The organism is Latilactobacillus fragifolii, assembly GCF_905332535.1.
GTDB classification, from domain to species: Bacteria; Bacillota; Bacilli; order Lactobacillales; family Lactobacillaceae; genus Latilactobacillus; species Latilactobacillus fragifolii.
In genome coordinates, this window is the sequence record NZ_CAJOCF010000002.1 from 247,032 (window position 1) to 264,086 (window position 17,055).

A 17,055-nucleotide genomic window follows, 5' to 3' on the forward strand; every position below is an offset into this window, starting at 1 on the left:
TAAAAAGATTTAGTGGCTAACTTAAAACCCAGTGATTAAAGTGGATCCCTTAATCATTGGGTATTTTGGTGACCAAAATGCGAGTCATTGATATTAAAATTTTATCTAATATTAATGACCCACTTTACGGCAACATCTTTAAATTACCCTAACAATATTATATTATTTAGTGACTGCTATAGGTTTAATATTTAGAGACATCGTTTTGACTACAGTTGGAATATTTATCTATGACAGTAGTTACTATCATAACCATGTAGTAGCGCGACATGAGCAAAACTACGTAAATCAGTAGCGGTTCGGAATCTCATTTCTGTTTTAGTTGTCATATTTACTCCAGCAGTATGCGATGCTAACGTTGTTACGCTATTAGAATTAGCATAGTTAATATCCAGTGTTTGCTCTATATCAGTCGAGCTAGTTAAATCTGAATTCATTTGCAGCCAGTACCTCATCATCCGTTATTTTCATACCATCATTAGCATGAATTTCAGGGTTAATAAACCCGATCCAAGAACTACAAAAACCAGGAAATTCACCTTGGCTTATTCTTCCAGAAGAAAATAACTTAAGTGGATAACAATCTGAAAAAGTTTGATTGTTCATTTCTAATTACTTCATCAAGATTTTCGTAGTCATCTGTTACTGAAGTTTTTTTGTTAAAATTTGTTGTTGAAATATTGGTGGTATCACTTGATTTTAGTGTATCAACAGAATTACTTATTACTCTATCAACCCTAACGGCATGCACAACTAAACATGTATTGATCAACAGTTCTCCCAAGTTAATAGCTGTTGCAAAAAGGGATAGTATATTTTTTTATAACTCTGATAACGTCAAATCTATCCTTCATGTGACGAATATTATTATATTTAGGATTTATTTTTGACATAGTTAAAAATATAAAGGATTTTTAGACTATTTTGAAATAATCATACTTATACCAAAATAAATGATGGTCACTGCTAAGATAGGTGTTAATACATAATTTACTTTTTCAAAATTTAGCTTCTTTAATGTAATTGGCGTAATCAAGTTTCCTATGATGGCTCCAATAATTAGTGCTACCCCAACATGCCAATTAATAGTGCTTGTAAATAAATGAGCTAATAAACCAATTATTGACATAATACAAAGTATATAAGTAGACGTACCTGTAGCTTCTAGTGCAGGTGTTCCGACAACTGTTAATCCAGCAACAACTGTTGCACCACCACTCATGCCTCCAGTGCCGACCATTATCCCGCTAAGTAGCCCAGATAAGAGGATAACAAAAAAACTTTTATGGTTTAAGTTTTCTAATGAAATATGACGATTTTCTGTAGATCTTAAATCCTTTAGAAATTTAATTAAAATGATTAAACCCATAATTAAGATTAAGACACCCACTACTAAGTTATATACAGCGATTGATATATACTTGCTAAAAATAGTACCAATAATTATCCCAGGTATCGCAGCTATAATCATTCTATTTCCCAATTCAATTTGAACATTCTTATTTTTTTTCTGAATTAAAAACCCAAAAAAAAGCGGTGGAATGGCTATTAATAAAGAAGTTGGCACGGCAATATTTATTGGAAGACCTAATTTTGTTGTTAAGACACCTAAATATAATGCTGCTCCTCCGCCTCCAAGCAAGGAAGTAAATATCCCAATAACTAAACCATATAGAACAATCATCATTTAGTGGCCCTCCTTGTTAACGATATATTGTTTCAAAGATCCAATTTTCAGTGCAAATACAATTTTGAAATTCTATGTTCATTGTAGAGAGTAATTAAAGTGCCCAGTAGTATAACTAATATACCGTATAGACTATTTCTAGTAATAGTTTCGTTCAATATTAGAAAGGCGATTAAAGGTGATACGACAGGTTTTAAATAAAATATTAGTGCCGCAGATTCAACTCCGAAATCTTGTAACACTTTCATAAATAGGCTTAAGGCAATACCTGTTACAAAAACCCCAGTATAAATTAAAATTGGTAATGACTTTAAATTAATATTGTATAAAAAAGGAATTTTATAAAAAACTGGTTGATCAAGTAATAAGCGATTGATTACTGAAAAATGACTAATCAATATTAAAAAAGCCAATTCTAACGCACCGCAAACAAATGTAAAACTAGTAAATGCTATTCCCGAAATGTTAACTGACAATGCATACTTATTAGCCAGTACACTATATAAACCAAATAAAACTGACGAGACGATGCCATACAAAATACCCTTAATTGAGTTGCTATTAACTGGTAGTATAATAATTAAAGTCCCAATAATCGTAATAAAAGACGTAATAACTCCACTTTTAGGGATTTTCACTTTAAATAAAAGATATTGAATCATAATACTAAAAATAGGGTTGATACTTAGAAGAATTGCGATTATATAAGCCTTGGCATTTTCAATAGCTATTTGATAGAATCCCATGCTTAACACTACACAAATAAATCCTGTAGTGAGGGCAAGGGAAAGAACACGCTTAAGCCTGATTTTTGAACGCTCTTTAAAAGCAAAAGGTGCCAAACAAATACCACCAATAAAAAATCTCCAAAAATTAAGCTGGATGGGGTTAAAAGTAGTACCAGCAATTTTTAATGCAACTTCCATAGAGCTAAACAAGATTAACGCTATAATAATTTGTAAGCTTTTAAACTTTTTCATTTCTTCACTGAGACCTCACACTGTCCCTCAGCTAACACATGTTTACCAATTTTTTTATAAAAATCATTTAAAAAGTAACCGTGGGGCATGTTTAGTTTTGTATCTAGAGCATATACAGTCAAAGTATATTTATGTGTCGTATCGGGTGGCATTGGTCCAACGTATCTTTCAATTATATTTATATCATCTATATCTTCATAACCAGTACAAAAACTATTTTTCCCTTGGATTATATTACCGAACCTACTAATATCTTCTGGAATATTTTCATTGACTGGAATGTTACAGGCACACCAATGAATCCATGCAAAACCACATACTGGTATAGAATCATAATCAATGAAACTAAGCGCTAATGACTCTGTATTTTCAGGTATTTCTGCAATATTAATGGGAAAAGACACGACAGGATAATCCTGATAAAGATCAGATTCTAAAGCATGTTTAGTGTATTTGTTAGGTAGATAATTGTTTGAGTCTTGCGGGACAAATACTTTCATAATTACTTCCTTTCTAATTTTTACTTAATTTGTATAGACGAAACCATCCATAATTACTCTAGCAGTTCGATATACTTCTGCTTCATCTAATTTAAACTTTTTTTCTTTTTTTGTAACACGTATTTTAGCTTCGATTATTCCACTCGGATGCCCGATAGAGATAACTTCTCTAGTAGTATTTTTACAATTATTATTTACCACAGTTCCATCTATACGAGAAGCAGTTCCGAGAGCGATAGTACCAGAAACAGGATGTGCTTTGTGGAATGCCCCCATAACAACTACTCTAGATACGACATCTGTGTCTTGTTTTAAAATTTTGCCACCATTTATTGCCTCGTAACTACATGATTGATTAATTAGAGATACTAAAGGTGTTAATGGTGATTGTTTTTTGGCTAAATTTGGGCTTGAAGATAGTCCTAATTTATAGCAAACCACTCCTCGCAGTTTTTCAAGTTTAAGAAGTAATTCTTTGTTTTCCGAAAGTTCACTCAAGGACTCAGTACCAGTTAAACCTAATTCTGTGCCTTCTAAGAATAGAACCAAATTACCAGCGTCTATGATACTAATATGATATACTTTTCCTTCAATCTCTATTGTGTCTAAAGGATTTTTGGTAGGTAATATATTACCAGTTCGTTCTCCACCAAAATCTGACCAATCTAAGCTGATTTTTGCACCAGTTCCTGGAACACCATCTATCTTATAGTTGCCCAATGCCTGAGGTTCCCTTTCCGAAACTGGAACCCGTATAGTTAAAATTTTATCTGTATTAACCATTCTTACTCTAATTGTGGTTATCGGTTCCATAGCAGCAACCAATCCTTTATGGATTGCATATACGCCTACTCCAGCAGAAATATTTCCACAGTTTCCTTTATAGTCGATATATGCAGTATCAATACTTACTTGGCCAAACAAGTAGTCAATATCTGCATTATTGTCTGTAGACTTTGATATGATAGCCACTTTACTAGTTAATATATCTGCACCACCTAACCCATCTATTTGTCTAATATCAGGACTTCCAAATATCTTCAAAATTCTTTGATCTCTTTCTTCTATTTCCTCAGGCAAATCTTTTTTTAATATATATACGCCTTTGCTAGTTCCTCCACGTACAATTGAGACCTCTGTCTTATCAGTCATATTTCTCCTCCTCTCAGATTCCACTTATATAGCATACTGCAGGTGAAAAAAAGTATAAAATAGTCTTTGGGAAGATTAAATATTCCTTTAGGGAATATATTAAATGAGTTACCTTGATACACAATCGTAGTTTCTATCACTCCAAAATAAAAAGGAGAGCTTTGTAATGCTGTTACAAGATATATTAAATTTCATAACCATTGAAAAATCAGGATCAATTAGCTCAGCTGCCGATAATTTATTTTTATCGCAGTCATCGCTAACAAAATCATTACAACGTTTAGAAAGCGAACTTGGAATAAGGCTAATTGAAAGATATCCCGGAAAAAGAGAAATTACTTTGACCCCATCTGGCAAATTATTCTTACTTTCTGCGCGTAAAATTAAACAAAATATAAATGAAATAGAAGACAATTTTTTAAAAAAACAAAATAACTATACAATATTATCTTCAAATCCAATCTATGCTTACGTTGTACCTGGGCTCATTAATTCGAGTGCACCCGTTAATTTTAGAATTTTAACTGATGAAGATCCTTTTAACTCTAAGCAGACTTTTGATATTGCTATTATTGAAGCTAATAGTCCATATAATTTTAGACGTCATAGCTACTTACTTTTAAAAGACCGTAACTACCTATGTGGTGCAAGTAGTAATAAAAAATTCCTGAACTGTAAAAGTATAAATAAATTAGACAATATGAACTTTATAACTTTGAACCAAAAATCAGCACAAGCAAGAATGGTTCATAAGTTTCTAAAGAAGAATAATTTAAGGAAGGCAGAACAAAACGTAATAGTAGTCGAAGATTTACAAACACTTAAGACTACAATTGCAAACAGTGATAATATTACTATTTTGCCATTTTTGTTCTTGGGACCAAGAACAGATACTGTATTAAGGAGCTGCGATTCGCTAGATAAATACTCTTATTTTTATGCTTTATTTAATAGGGATAACAAGGTGCCCGAATCTGAATTAGAGGTAATACATTTTTTGAAAAATTTGGTAAACCACACAAAGGAGCATGCTCAAGTAAATTCGTTTCCTAAAATATTGTCAGAGATAAATTAAATTTTACTTATAGGAAGTATATACCCAATATAGAAGACATCTTTATTTTTTAGAATTTAATTTAACTGCCTCTACGTTCTAGAAATGGTTAACGAGTCTGTTCGACTTTTATATAGTTTATCTATCGTGTTTGGTAAAAATGTCAATCTTTACTTATTTTCTCTAGTTTCTCCTATAAATAGAGTATTGACACTAAAGCAATAAAAGAAGTCTGTCATTGCGATGTGGAGTGAACCTCATGCTTTGGAAGAAAATAAAGGGGAGCCAAGTGAGTTATATAAAACCTAACTTACTTGGCTCCCCTTTTTAGATCTAAATAATCTTTTGAATTAAAGAAAGCCGTTGTATCCGAATGCTATACAATTAGTTTCAGAAAAATTAAAAAAAGTATGGTTTGTTGAAAATGTTATTAACGGCTACATCTATCAAGTGAACTTACTTGAAGAAACTTTTTTCAATATAATAATGCTTGCGGTGCAGATTTATCTTTATGTTAGGCGCTATTACTCCTCTATTAGTAATAATCAAGATAGATTGTATAAAAATATCTCTATAAAAAAATAAAAATTTAATCTGAATTTTTTAATTGGTAATAAAATAAAGTCTGAGTCAGCCAATGCTGAATTTATTTTTACACTTTTATGCCGGTGATTTTGTGGTTTTAATATTAGAATAAGTTCATACGATTACCTAAAAATTTTGATATTGTCGTCACTTAACAAATCACATTATAGCCCGCACTTCTCATAATATTTATGTGCTAACATTTCTATTTAAATTACTTATTTACCTCAGACAGTCATTCCCCACAATCCAACTTGCTAACTAATCAATGAAAAAAGTCATTCAATAGGTATATTCAAACTTTAATTTTTTTATTTATTCGACCTGATGAAATACTATTAAGTTTTACTTTGAACAAGATTTATTAGCGTTATAATATCGAACAAATTTAAGTTATAGGTTAACAGCATATTTATTGGATTAAGTTGTGTACATTGTTAAAATATAATTATAATAATAAAGGAGTGATACAAGTGAAAAAACTTTTGTTTACTTTAAGCGTACCATTTTTACTGTCAGCTTCCCTCATGTTAAGTACTACGAGCGTTAATGCTTCTATATCAGATTCAAATAATTCTCAAGTACGTTCAATAATTGGTAAAGATGAGCGTGTGAGAATAACCGATACAACTTTAGCTCCTTATAATAGTACAGTTTTTATTGCTGCCGATGGAGCAGCTGGAAGTGGAGCTGTTATAGGAAAAAATACTGTGTTAACTGCAGCCCATGTTGTTAAAAATATAAGAGTTAATCCAGATAAAGATAGTATTTATGTGGTTCCCGGTAGAAATGGTTCAAAAATACCTTATGGCAAATTTAAAATTGAATCTGTGCATATCCCACAATCATACGTTGAAAAACCTAGCGTTGATAGTGATATAGCTGTATTAACAATTAAGCCGCTGAATAACAAGGGTATTGGCGAAGTCGTTCCCTCGCTACCTTTAAAATTGACTAACTCAGCTACTATTGGGGAGACACTTACGACGTCCGGCTTTCCAGGAGATAAGCAATGGGGAACAATGTGGGCAGCTAAAGGTTCAATATTAAGAGAAACTAAAACTCGAGTATATTATGATATGGATACTATGGGTGGGCAATCTGGGTCCCCAGTCTATAACTCTAATAATGAAGTTATTGCAGTACACACTACTGGAGCAGGAATTTATAATTTTGGGACAAAAATTAATGATGAATATTATCAATTTATTTCTAATTACTTATTGTAAGTGCAATTAATATTTATGCAATTGTTGATACAAGGTAAATGAATACCACTGAAACTATTCGAGAATTTGGCTTTCCTAACTAAAAGCAGTTGTAATATTGATTAAAAATTTAGCTCATGAATGTCGGCCGAAATGAAAGGAAACTTTAATTAGGTATCTATTCATTTAAACCTTTAAAAAGTGATATTACTTATCCATAGAGTAAAATAAAGAACTGAAGTCCCCCATATTGGAATAAAATGAAGGTCTCCATGAAAGTTAGACAAAATCTAACCGAATTGGAGTTCTTTTTTATGTCTAAATATTCTTTTAAATTAAAAAAACCATTGTACCCGAATGTCTAACTAATACGACCGGCTTCCGAAAACTTGAAAAAAGTATGATATTGACCGAAGTGTTATTAAAAGTTGAAGCTATCGAGTAAAGCTTTATGCTATAGAATCCCTCCTAACAGGTCAAAGCCTATATATAATTGAATATAAGGTATTAAATAATTTAAGCTTTCATACAACTGTTGCAAAATTTAGAATAGTATCTGGTTCCATTTATCAATGACAGAAAAAATTTTGATAACGGTGAATATGATACTTTAAATTCACAAGAAAATCGGACAACAAAAAAGAAAAAAGCAAATGTCTGCCTCCAAAATAAGAAAGAATTTATTGACAAGAAATCATAAAAAAAGCAAGCGTTTCATTCAAGAATGAACAAGGTATTATTAAAATTAATATTGTTCGTCGAGACTTTGTAGAATCGGGTGACCACAAGACCAATTTTATAGTTCAACAGCCGTTTTCAACCACTGATGTTACTCAGATTAATTTACTAGAAATTAAAGTCTATTTGGCAGCAATAATCAATTAGTACAGTAAAGAGGTATTAGCAGCATACGATATTCGAATTTTAACAAGCATGTATTAAGTAAGTGCCTGTATCGATCAATTACTTATTAAATTGCCAAGTAATACTAACGCTACCCTACACAGTAATCAAGTTACCAGATTATCAAAAGCGCTCGTGTCAAAATAGCTTGACTCAAAGTATGCCTCTATGGAAAGCTTCTTTAGTTTAGTAAAACGTGAATTCGTATGACATCATGAGTTTAATTCTGTTGAAGACTCTGTATAACGCTTTAGTAGATATTCTCACGGTTTAATAATATTCGAATAGCACGAAAAAGTGAGGGCTTATCCCCAGTTGAAATTAGGAATCAAACCCTCACTATATAATATTAAATGACTAACTTTTTTGGAACCCTTCATTTTGGACTAATATTGGGAGACATTCAAAATTTAGTTATTTCTATTAATCTGTTTTATGCCGAGATCACACCCTTAAGTTTCTGCATTTTACTACTATTGAGTTTAATTGAGCAATATTTGTTTTATCGATTGTTTTATCTAATTTAGATAAACTTTCTATAGCTGATAAATAGTTCAATTTTCCCATTTCTGTTATATAAATTCTGACCTTCCTTTGATCTTTTTCGTTATTTCTTAATTTCTGTATAAAATTTTGCGATTGTAACATATTCAATTTTCTTGAAATGGCTGGCCTAGAAATTTGATCAAATTGAGAAAATTGTTCGGGAGTTAAGTACTCTTTACCATATAACTGATGTAAGATTACAAACGTTCCCCAAGTTAAGCCAACTTTTTGAACAATATTTTCCAGTTCATTTAACAGTTGGCGCGCTGCATTACTCCATTCGACTAACGAGCTTCGTTTTTCATTCATTTAAAGTTACTCCTTGAATATACAAATTATTCCACTTTTTAAAATAAGTACTTAATGAATACTCTTTTTTTATTGTATCCGCCGCTGATTTTGAATAAGTTTTTAAAATATAACGTTTCTTCAATAGGTTAGTTAGTTCATGTTCTAGCGCGCTAGTATCACCTGGTGATAGCAAAATACCATTAGCGTGATTTTTTATAACTTGTGGCATCCCGCCAATATTCGTAGTGATATTCGGAACCCCATACGCCATCGTTTCCAGGACCGCCATTGGTAGCCCTTCATGGTAAGACGGCAATACATGGATTAAACTGTTTTTGATAGCTACTTTGCGATCATTACCGTTTAACCAACCACCTATTTTAACGTTAACTAATCCGAGCTGTTTGATTTTATGGCTTACTTCAGTAATCTCACCATCCCCGTATAAAATAAATTTTATCTCTGGAAACTTATCTTGCATGACCCCTGCAATTTTCAATATATCGTAGGTTCCTTTACGTTGACCCAATCTACCAAGTGTAATAATCTGGTTAGAATTAACATTATAGTTAACACTTTCGGGAACGTTAACGGCGTTTTCTATAACTTTAATTTTAGTTTTGGTTATTGCAGTATAAAATGTTTCCCATTCATCACTTAATGCAACAATGTAGTCTACATAATCTAGCCTTTTTTTAATCCAAATTTTTAGTGGTTTAGCCGCATGGTCGTAAAATACATCAAACTGTGAGGCATGCATATGAAAAATAATTTTTACTTTTTGGGGCACTAGTTTAGCAAGTAATACTTTCCGGAAGAAGCTACCGTTTTGTGCCACATGGAAATGAACAATCTCTATTTTATTTTGACGAATCATTTTTCGAATGGTGAATATTGCTTTTAACCCCGTTACTTTGGCATTATTTTCTGTCCAGGAATTCAAATAAAATATCTTATTAGGACCAGAATAGTATTCTTTAAAGTTCTTAATAACGGTTGCCATCCCGCCTTTAGCATTCGAATCCGGACCGACCATTAAAATATTCATTGCATTTCCTACACTTTCTACGTATTATTGGCGACTATTTATACTTCATTGATCGAATTTTTTGTATCAAAATAGTCAATAATTGCGTTTGCAATTCGTTGCGAAGCGTTCCCGTCACCGTACGGATTTTTAGCAGTTGCCATTTCCCGATAAAGCTGTTCATCATCTAACAACTCATAAACTGCTGCTCGAATAGTATCTGGATGCGTCCCAACTAATTTTAGAGTCCCCGCCTCGACACCTTCAGGTCTTTCTGTTGTCTCTCTTAAAACTAACACTGGCTTGCCCAGGGAAGGGGCTTCTTCTTGAACGCCACCAGAATCGGTCATTATAAAGTAACTTTGGGCAGCTATATTATGAAAGTCAATCACGTTTAACGGTTCGATCAAATGGATTCTAGGATGATTCCCCAGAATTTCGTTTGACAATGTTTGAATGACTGGATTTAAATGTACAGGAAACACAAACTCGATATCTGTTCGACGATCTGCAATGGCGCGCAACTCATTAAATACACGTTTCATTGGGGCGCCTTGATTCTCCCGTCGATGCATCGTTACCAATATCATCTTTTTACGACTGTCTAACTTATCGAGTATTTCATGATGATAATTAGTAGTAACGGTCTGTTTTAATGCATCAATAGCCGTATTTCCCGTCACAAAAATATGCGCTGAATCATGTTTTTCTAGAAATAAATTCTTTTTACTTTGTTCAGTTGGGACAAAATATAGATCCGTTAAAATATCGGTTAACTGCCGATTCATCTCTTCGGGATAAGGATCATACTTTTGCCAAGTCCTTAAGCCCGCCTCAACATGCCCAATCGTTACTTGATGATAAAAAGCACTTAAACTAGCCGCTAAAGTGGTCGTTGTATCGCCATGAACTAAAATAATATCGGGGACTTCCTGTTTAATAACATCATCCAGTAGGTGCATAACTTCATTAGTTATCGCACTTAACCCTTGATTTTTTTTCATTATGTTTAAATCATAATCGGGTACAATCTTAAATGCTGTTAAAACCTGATCTAACATTTCACGATGTTGTGCGGTAACAACAATGATTGATTCAAATGCTTTACTATTTTTTAATTCTATCGCGAGCGGTGCCATTTTGATTGCCTCTGGTCTGGTACCAAAGATTGACATAACCTTAATTTTATTCATTAAAAAAACTTCTTTCTAATCCATTTATAAATCCTTATTTTAGGAAATTTACTCGTTTTAAAAAGTTACCTACTGTCTCTCGATATATGATTAATATAACGATCACTAGTAGTAAACCGAAGCTCTCTGACACCCAAAAATTTTTATTAAAGGTTAAATAGCCAGCATAACTTGTCAACAGTATTGAACAAATCAAAAAATTTCTTACAGCATAATTGGCCTTAAAAAAGCGGCTTGAAAAATAGGTCCTTAAAATAAACCAAATAATATAAGAAATGCCCGTTGACATTGCAGCCCCAGTTGCCCCAATTTTGGGTACTAATAATATATTTCCTATTAAATTAATTAAACAGACAAAACCAGCGATTACTACTTGCAAGTATGTTTTTTTATAGAAATTCAATCCGCTGACTGTTATTTCAGATGGCGTAAACATCACTGGGATTAAAACTAGAAATGGCATTATCTGGACACTGTTATGGTATTCAGAGCCTAATAAAAAGATGATAATATCTTTAAACATTAGAACCATAACGCCGATTAATAGGGCAAAGAAAGCGACTACCTCAAACATCTTTTCAAAAAACTGAGTATTATTAGTATCGGTTTGAAATGTTTCATAACTTAAAGGTGTCCAAAAAGTTGTAAAATTGATTTGTAACATATTTAAAATGGCAATCACTTTGAAAGCCGCAGCATATAACCCCAACTCACTATAAGTAGAATATTGTTTAATAATAATTCGATCCGTTGATTGAAAAAACAACGTCATTAAAGCAGTTATCATTAGCGGCCAACCATACTTTATGCGCTCAATAGTTGTTGTCTTTAAGGTTTCAACTTTTTCCCCTTTCGGAAACCAAAAACGGTACTCTATAATGATTGAAATAATAGTTACAATGACCATAAAGTTAATTTGAGCATAAATAATGCTACGAAAGTCATTGCCTAACAGTTTTGTAAAAAAAAGAATACCAATCAATTCTAATAACTTATTTAGGACCTGTACGAGGGAAAATAATTTTCCTTTTTGCTGCATTCTAATTGTCAAAGAAGAGAATGTGCTGACTATCCTTAATAGCGTATAAATTAAAAGCAAAACAACTAAATCCAAACTTACTTCAGAAAATAGTAATTGCGATATCATCTGATAATTAGCTAATGTTACGATAGACAATCCCACAAAAATTATGATGGGCAATGCCAAACATTTACGTAACAAAATTGCTCGAGCCTGCACATCTTCCTCATAAAAAAACCGCATAAAACTTTGATCTGAACCAATCATTACAATGGTCGTCACGATATCAATAACGAGTAAAAATAGTGTCATCTTACCAAATTGAGTAGGCGAAATTAGCCGGGTTGTAATTGGTGTACTTATAAAGCCAATGCCCATCGCAATGAAACTGCCTATTGAAATAGATAGAAACTTGTTTAAAATACTGTTTTCTTTAGTCAATTATTTCGCTACTTTCTGTATTAAATACTTTGGTTACGATATACTTTTTAGCTTTGATATCGACGCAAGTAAAGTAATGACTTGGTCTTTTTCACTAGTCGTCCCTTCTTTAAATTGTCGCCGACAATCTGCTTTTAGTTCCTTATCCTGTATAAGAGCAATATTTTGTTCAAAAATATCATCATAAAACCCTGCTAATTTAGGATTGTTACTATACCAGTAATCTAGTGGATTCATATGCCACTTCGATTTTAAATTGAATTTTAATTTCTTTTTCAAAAATTTTAGCCCTGCTTTGGGGACACTAGTCCACGGAATTGGGACTCCTTTAATCGTAATAATCTTCTTATTAATTTTGCCGTTAACTTTCTCATAGACATAATCTGCAGCCTCTGGATAACACTTATTAACCCATTTGATATAAATATGATGACCACGCCGATATCTGATTGGTAATGATAGACAAAAATTCAAGAAATCAATATCCAAAAAAGGGGATATTGTTTCAGTATATTTTTGCATCGGAACTAGCCCGGCATTAATCCCAGTAAAGCCACGATTATAGAATTTAAACAACTCTTCATCCGAAATGTTAACCGCATTCTCTTTAGAATAATGAACCTTATCAATTAATCGATATGACTCAGCCCCAGCGCCTGAATAAAAGTTGTTTTTACGCCCTTCTTTATAATAAGTTCCTAAAACAACATCCCCTAATTGCCCAGTATGAACTAATCCGTACTGCTTGAAATTTATTTGGGCTAACATGCTTAAAGTATGGGTCAAAGAGGCACTACGACTCGTCCCACCACTAAGCGCGATGGCTTCATCAAAATAACGGTATAAATAAACCCCATTATCTAATGCTTTAAACAACCACTCGTGATTTAAATCTTGAGTGATTTGCTTTGAAATTTTTTCATCTAAATAATTAGTCTGTGAAAAAGTGTAGTTTAGCATTTCAGGATAACCGAGTTCATGCGCGACCCAGGTTGTCATCCGGGCGTCTAATCCGCCGCTTAAAGCAACCAAGTGCTTATAACCATACTCGCGATCTTTTTCAAATGCTAATTGGATAGCATTTCTGAAATAATCGTCAATTTTTCTAATTGCTTCCTCTTCGTCAATCTCGATTGGCTGATTTGAAAGCTGATAATAAGCACACTTTTGGAGCCCATCACCATCAAACATCAAGTAGTAACCTGGCGTTAAGCGACTAATTTCATTTACTAATGTTTCATTACATAACACATGGCCATGTGTTAATAAGCTATATGCCGCATTTTTATTGAGTGTTAATTCTTTTACCAAATGTTTCTGAATTAACCTAGCTAACTCAACGAGGCCCGTACCGAAATACAATGTTTTACTCTGATTATGATAGTAATAAAAAACTTCTTTATCCCCAATCTGATCAGTATATAAAAGAAATCGGTTTAATTGCTTATTTAAACTAGCACCCGAAAAACTACCTTTAAAATATTTAAAAAATAGTTCATCTTGTTTATTCAATATATTAATAACTTCAGTCATGCTAGTATTTTGAGGTAACTGCACTTGATGCTTAAGCTCTGAACTATTTAAGACAATACCATCTAATACAGTCACAGCAGTGTTATTTTCTTCAAACACCTTATCCCGCATAAATTTATTAACTGTATTTCGAAAAATGTGTCCATGCATATTAGCATATGAAAATGCTAAATGATCATTAACACAATATAAGCTATCTGAGATGAAATCCTCTAACTCAATTTCAGTATTTAATACTTCGTTATTTGGTGATATATACCCGAAAAAACCAGGCAAGTTGCCACCCCCTTCTCTATTCATTGGTGTTATTTAAAAGAACACATCCTATTATTAACCCGAAAATTGTTGCTGAGATTGCTGAATATAATACATGACCAGCAAAAAAACTATAGATTAATATTAAAATGAAAATAAAGCTATAAAGTGGATTTTTGTTCCTTTTACAGGACTCTTTTAAAACATAATTGATAATCATTAAAAATAATAAAATACCTATTAATCCATAGTTGAAGAATAGATCAAAAAAGTCCATTTCACTTAATCCCAGTCGTCCAAATTTTTCAATTCGATAAGCCGGACCTTGTCCAAAAAAAAGTGTAAAAATACTGTGAGGACCATAGATAAATTTTTCAAAGCTAGCTTTTAAATATTCACTACGAGAACTTGTTATTAGTCGAACTAAATCGCCATCATACAAATGATAGAAGTAAGTTATTCTAATCCAGGTCTGAGACAACATTGTAATTGCTGTCCCGATTCCTTTAAATATCAATAATAATGAAAATAACAAACAGCCAACTATAGTAAATCCACGATTTTCAACTGAATAGTAATCATCACTGAATAGAAGTAAAATCATTAGAAAAATTAGTATTAATAATGCATACACAATTCCCGTTTTCATACCAATTAATAGAAGACATGTTAAATCGCCTATAAAGACAAGAGTTGAAACAAGCAACCGCCAAGTCCATTTGATTTTTATTTCTTTTAAAAATTCTGAACAAGAAAGTGTTATCAATACAATAAATACACACGATAAATCATTCTGCGCATAAAAGTAGCCCTTGAATCCTGCTGCCGAAGCTTTATAAGTATACGTGCCTATTCCTAGCATAAACGGAACTAATAAACATAGAATAAATAAGCTATTAATTATTCTAAAATAAAATGATGCGTCAATTTCTGATAATTCTTGCTTTCTTTGATAACAAAAATAAGCTATTAATATCCACAAAAAATATTTTACTAAACTATTTAGATCACTAATTACTAAACTCAATGGGTTCTGCAAAATAATCGCTTGCAAAATAAGCAAAAAAATATTTCCAACAATAAAAATTCCTACAAAAAAAGTGAATCTCGTTTTTGGAAGACTATGGCTTAAAATACCAAGCACCATAAATAAAACAAAAATTAATCGGTAAGCTTGCCCAATTGGAATACTTGCACCAATAGTAATAAAGAATCCATTCAATGTATCAATTAATGGAAAAATTATCGATAGAAATATAAAAATATTAATTTCGAAATTATTAATAGTGGTATTTTTTGGATTGTTTAGTTGCATTTCAATGGACAACTTTCTCATGAATAACAAATTTTAAAAAAGTGATATTGCCGATAATATAACGGCGAAACATCCTTTTAGGCTCTTGCACAAATCTATAAAACCATTCCAGTCCAATTTTTTGAAGCCATTTAGGGGCACGCTTAGTCTTGCCAGCAATAACATCAAAACTACCTCCAACCCCCATTGCAAAAGGAACTTTCATAATCTCTTGGTATTGATTTATCCAATATTCTTTTTTAGGGCTTGGAAAAGCAACAAATAATATGTCAGCACCACTTTTTTGAATTTCCTCAGCAATTCTTTCTGATTCTGAGTCATCAAAAAAGCCATTACGATAGCCGACAACTTTTAGGGCTGGATACTGAGCTTGATGCAATTTAATAACTTCTTTAACAACTTGTTCCTCACCACCAAAATAAAAAACCTTATATCCCTTTTCAGCTGATTTACTTACTAACGCAGTAAATAAGTCAATTCCTGTAACTCGTTCAGGGACGTCGTAACCTAATAAACGTCCTGCCCAAACAATAGACTGACCATCTGCATTAACTAAGGGACAGCTATTAATAATTGTTCTAAGCTGTAAATCATTTTTTAAAATATTTACTTTGTTTGCATTTAGAACAACATGCTGAGTTGGCTTTCCTGCTTTTATAATATCTTCAATAATTTCTAAAGATTCAGACATTGTTAGGCAGCTTAAATGAGTTTTTAATATTTTAACGTCTTTAGTATCCATTTTTTTCTCCTACAATGACAAAAATGGTCTTAATCATTATTTTTATATCAGTCATCAGTGATCTTATTTGTATATAGTGCAAATCTAATTCAACCATTTCCTTAAAATCCAATTCATTGCGGCCACTAACCTGCCATAAACCTGTACAGCCAGGTGTAATAGTTAATCTTTGTAACTCATATGAATTGTATTTTGCTACTTCCCTAGGCAACGGAGGACGTGGCCCAACAAGTGCCATATCTCCTTTTAAAACATTAAAAAGTTGGGGAAATTCATCAATGCTAGTTTTTCGTAAAAAAGCGCCAACTTTAGTAACGCGAGGATCATTCTTCATTTTAAACATTGCACCCTCAACTTCATTTTTCTCTAATAAACTATTAATTTGTTTTTCTGCGCCGACACGCATTGTTCTGAATTTATAAATTTTAAATGGCTTTTTATTTTTTCCTAAACGAACTTGACTAAAAAAAATAGGTGCTTGCGGTTCTGACATCTTAATCATCATCATTACAATTATAAATAATGGTGATAACACGAGTAATGCTAACATTGAACTAGTAATATCTAGCAACCTTTTAATCATGTCATATAGCGTAATATCTGCTAAGGTTTGATGTTCCAT

The 17,055-nt window shown here is 32.3% G+C and carries 16 protein-coding genes; 3 read left to right on the plus strand and 13 right to left on the minus strand.

The window, feature by feature from the left end; all coding sequences use genetic code 11:
- Positions 1-417: 417 nt before the first annotated feature.
- The 5 genes from J7Q78_RS03895 to J7Q78_RS03915 all read right to left on the minus strand — a co-directional run bounded on the left by J7Q78_RS03895 (position 418) and on the right by J7Q78_RS03915 (position 4,319).
- A complete protein-coding gene (locus tag J7Q78_RS03895) occupies positions 418-606 on the minus strand; it encodes a hypothetical protein (RefSeq protein WP_208422403.1) in 189 nt (62 codons plus the stop codon).
- Between the two features lie 313 nt (positions 607-919).
- Positions 920-1,687 carry a sulfite exporter TauE/SafE family protein gene (locus J7Q78_RS03900; RefSeq protein ID WP_208422404.1) on the minus strand — a complete coding sequence of 256 codons (768 nt, stop codon included), beginning with the start codon at positions 1,685-1,687 and terminating at the stop codon, positions 920-922.
- Positions 1,688-1,734: 47 nt separating this feature from the next.
- Positions 1,735-2,667: a DMT family transporter gene (locus J7Q78_RS03905; RefSeq protein WP_208422405.1), complete on the minus strand. Its 933-nt coding sequence runs from the start codon at positions 2,665-2,667 to the stop codon at positions 1,735-1,737.
- A complete protein-coding gene (locus J7Q78_RS03910) occupies positions 2,664-3,167 on the minus strand; it encodes a YbhB/YbcL family Raf kinase inhibitor-like protein (protein WP_208422406.1) in 504 nt (167 codons plus the stop codon). Before J7Q78_RS03910 ends, J7Q78_RS03905 begins: the two co-directional genes overlap by 4 nt.
- A gap of 24 nt (positions 3,168-3,191) precedes the next feature.
- Positions 3,192-4,319 (minus strand): PrpF domain-containing protein, encoded by a 1,128-nt coding sequence (locus J7Q78_RS03915; protein WP_208422407.1) that lies wholly within the window; start codon positions 4,317-4,319, stop codon positions 3,192-3,194.
- A 166-nt stretch (positions 4,320-4,485) separates the two neighbouring features.
- On the opposite strand from J7Q78_RS03915, the gene J7Q78_RS03920 reads away from it, so the two are divergent.
- The 3 genes from J7Q78_RS03920 to J7Q78_RS10125 all read left to right on the plus strand — a co-directional run bounded on the left by J7Q78_RS03920 (position 4,486) and on the right by J7Q78_RS10125 (position 8,416).
- On the plus strand, positions 4,486-5,394 hold the full coding sequence (locus J7Q78_RS03920) for a LysR family transcriptional regulator (RefSeq protein ID WP_208422408.1): 909 nt from the start codon (positions 4,486-4,488) through the stop codon (positions 5,392-5,394).
- Between the two features lie 1,037 nt (positions 5,395-6,431).
- Positions 6,432-7,187, plus strand: a complete 756-nt coding sequence (locus tag J7Q78_RS03925) for a trypsin-like serine peptidase (RefSeq protein WP_235688044.1) — start codon at positions 6,432-6,434, stop codon at positions 7,185-7,187.
- A gap of 1,139 nt (positions 7,188-8,326) precedes the next feature.
- On the plus strand, positions 8,327-8,416 hold the full coding sequence (locus J7Q78_RS10125) for an IS3 family transposase (protein WP_407929556.1): 90 nt from the start codon (positions 8,327-8,329) through the stop codon (positions 8,414-8,416).
- Positions 8,417-8,513: 97 nt separating this feature from the next.
- On the opposite strand, the gene J7Q78_RS03930 is transcribed toward J7Q78_RS10125, so the two are convergent.
- Genes J7Q78_RS03930 through J7Q78_RS03965 form a run of 8 tightly spaced genes read right to left on the minus strand, consistent with a single transcriptional unit; the run spans position 8,514 to position 17,055 of the window.
- Complete coding sequence (locus J7Q78_RS03930; protein ID WP_208422409.1) at positions 8,514-8,924, minus strand: transcriptional regulator, SarA/Rot family; 411 nt, start codon at positions 8,922-8,924, stop codon at positions 8,514-8,516.
- Positions 8,917-9,954: a glycosyltransferase family 4 protein gene (locus tag J7Q78_RS03935; RefSeq protein WP_208422410.1), complete on the minus strand. Its 1,038-nt coding sequence runs from the start codon at positions 9,952-9,954 to the stop codon at positions 8,917-8,919. Before J7Q78_RS03935 ends, J7Q78_RS03930 begins: the two co-directional genes overlap by 8 nt.
- 38 nt (positions 9,955-9,992) lie before the next feature.
- The gene (gene wecB, locus J7Q78_RS03940; RefSeq protein WP_208422411.1) at positions 9,993-11,126 is read right to left on the minus strand and encodes a non-hydrolyzing UDP-N-acetylglucosamine 2-epimerase; all 1,134 of its coding nucleotides are present in this window, start codon (positions 11,124-11,126) and stop codon (positions 9,993-9,995) included.
- Positions 11,127-11,160: 34 nt separating this feature from the next.
- Complete coding sequence (locus tag J7Q78_RS03945; protein ID WP_208422412.1) at positions 11,161-12,588, minus strand: lipopolysaccharide biosynthesis protein; 1,428 nt, start codon at positions 12,586-12,588, stop codon at positions 11,161-11,163.
- Positions 12,589-12,621: 33 nt separating this feature from the next.
- A complete protein-coding gene (locus tag J7Q78_RS03950) occupies positions 12,622-14,397 on the minus strand; it encodes an asparagine synthetase B family protein (protein ID WP_208422413.1) in 1,776 nt (591 codons plus the stop codon).
- Between the two features lie 16 nt (positions 14,398-14,413).
- On the minus strand, positions 14,414-15,691 hold the full coding sequence (locus J7Q78_RS03955; RefSeq protein WP_208422414.1) for an O-antigen ligase family protein: 1,278 nt from the start codon (positions 15,689-15,691) through the stop codon (positions 14,414-14,416).
- A gap of 1 nt (position 15,692) precedes the next feature.
- Positions 15,693-16,433: a WecB/TagA/CpsF family glycosyltransferase gene (locus J7Q78_RS03960; RefSeq protein WP_208422415.1), complete on the minus strand. Its 741-nt coding sequence runs from the start codon at positions 16,431-16,433 to the stop codon at positions 15,693-15,695.
- Positions 16,423-17,055, minus strand: a complete 633-nt coding sequence (locus tag J7Q78_RS03965) for a sugar transferase (protein WP_208422416.1) — start codon at positions 17,053-17,055, stop codon at positions 16,423-16,425. The genes J7Q78_RS03960 and J7Q78_RS03965 overlap by 11 nt, the downstream gene beginning before the upstream one ends.

Coding starts and splice junctions, on each gene's coding strand:
- J7Q78_RS03960 (WP_208422415.1), bottom strand. CDS start 16,433: ATGGATACTAAAGACGTTAAAATATTAAAAACTCATTTAAGCTGCCTA.
- J7Q78_RS03910 (WP_208422406.1), bottom strand. CDS start 3,167: ATGAAAGTATTTGTCCCGCAAGACTCAAACAATTATCTACCTAACAAA.
- J7Q78_RS03900 (WP_208422404.1), bottom strand. CDS start 1,687: ATGATGATTGTTCTATATGGTTTAGTTATTGGGATATTTACTTCCTTG.
- J7Q78_RS03955 (WP_208422414.1), bottom strand. CDS start 15,691: ATGCAACTAAACAATCCAAAAAATACCACTATTAATAATTTCGAAATT.
- J7Q78_RS03915 (WP_208422407.1), bottom strand. CDS start 4,319: ATGACTGATAAGACAGAGGTCTCAATTGTACGTGGAGGAACTAGCAAA.
- J7Q78_RS03895 (WP_208422403.1), bottom strand. CDS start 606: ATGAACAATCAAACTTTTTCAGATTGTTATCCACTTAAGTTATTTTCT.
- J7Q78_RS03905 (WP_208422405.1), bottom strand. CDS start 2,667: ATGAAAAAGTTTAAAAGCTTACAAATTATTATAGCGTTAATCTTGTTT.
- J7Q78_RS03965 (WP_208422416.1), bottom strand. CDS start 17,055: ATGGAACATCAAACCTTAGCAGATATTACGCTATATGACATGATTAAA.
- J7Q78_RS03920 (WP_208422408.1), top strand. CDS start 4,486: ATGCTGTTACAAGATATATTAAATTTCATAACCATTGAAAAATCAGGA.
- J7Q78_RS03935 (WP_208422410.1), bottom strand. CDS start 9,954: ATGAATATTTTAATGGTCGGTCCGGATTCGAATGCTAAAGGCGGGATG.
- J7Q78_RS03930 (WP_208422409.1), bottom strand. CDS start 8,924: ATGAATGAAAAACGAAGCTCGTTAGTCGAATGGAGTAATGCAGCGCGC.
- wecB (WP_208422411.1), bottom strand. CDS start 11,126: ATGAATAAAATTAAGGTTATGTCAATCTTTGGTACCAGACCAGAGGCA.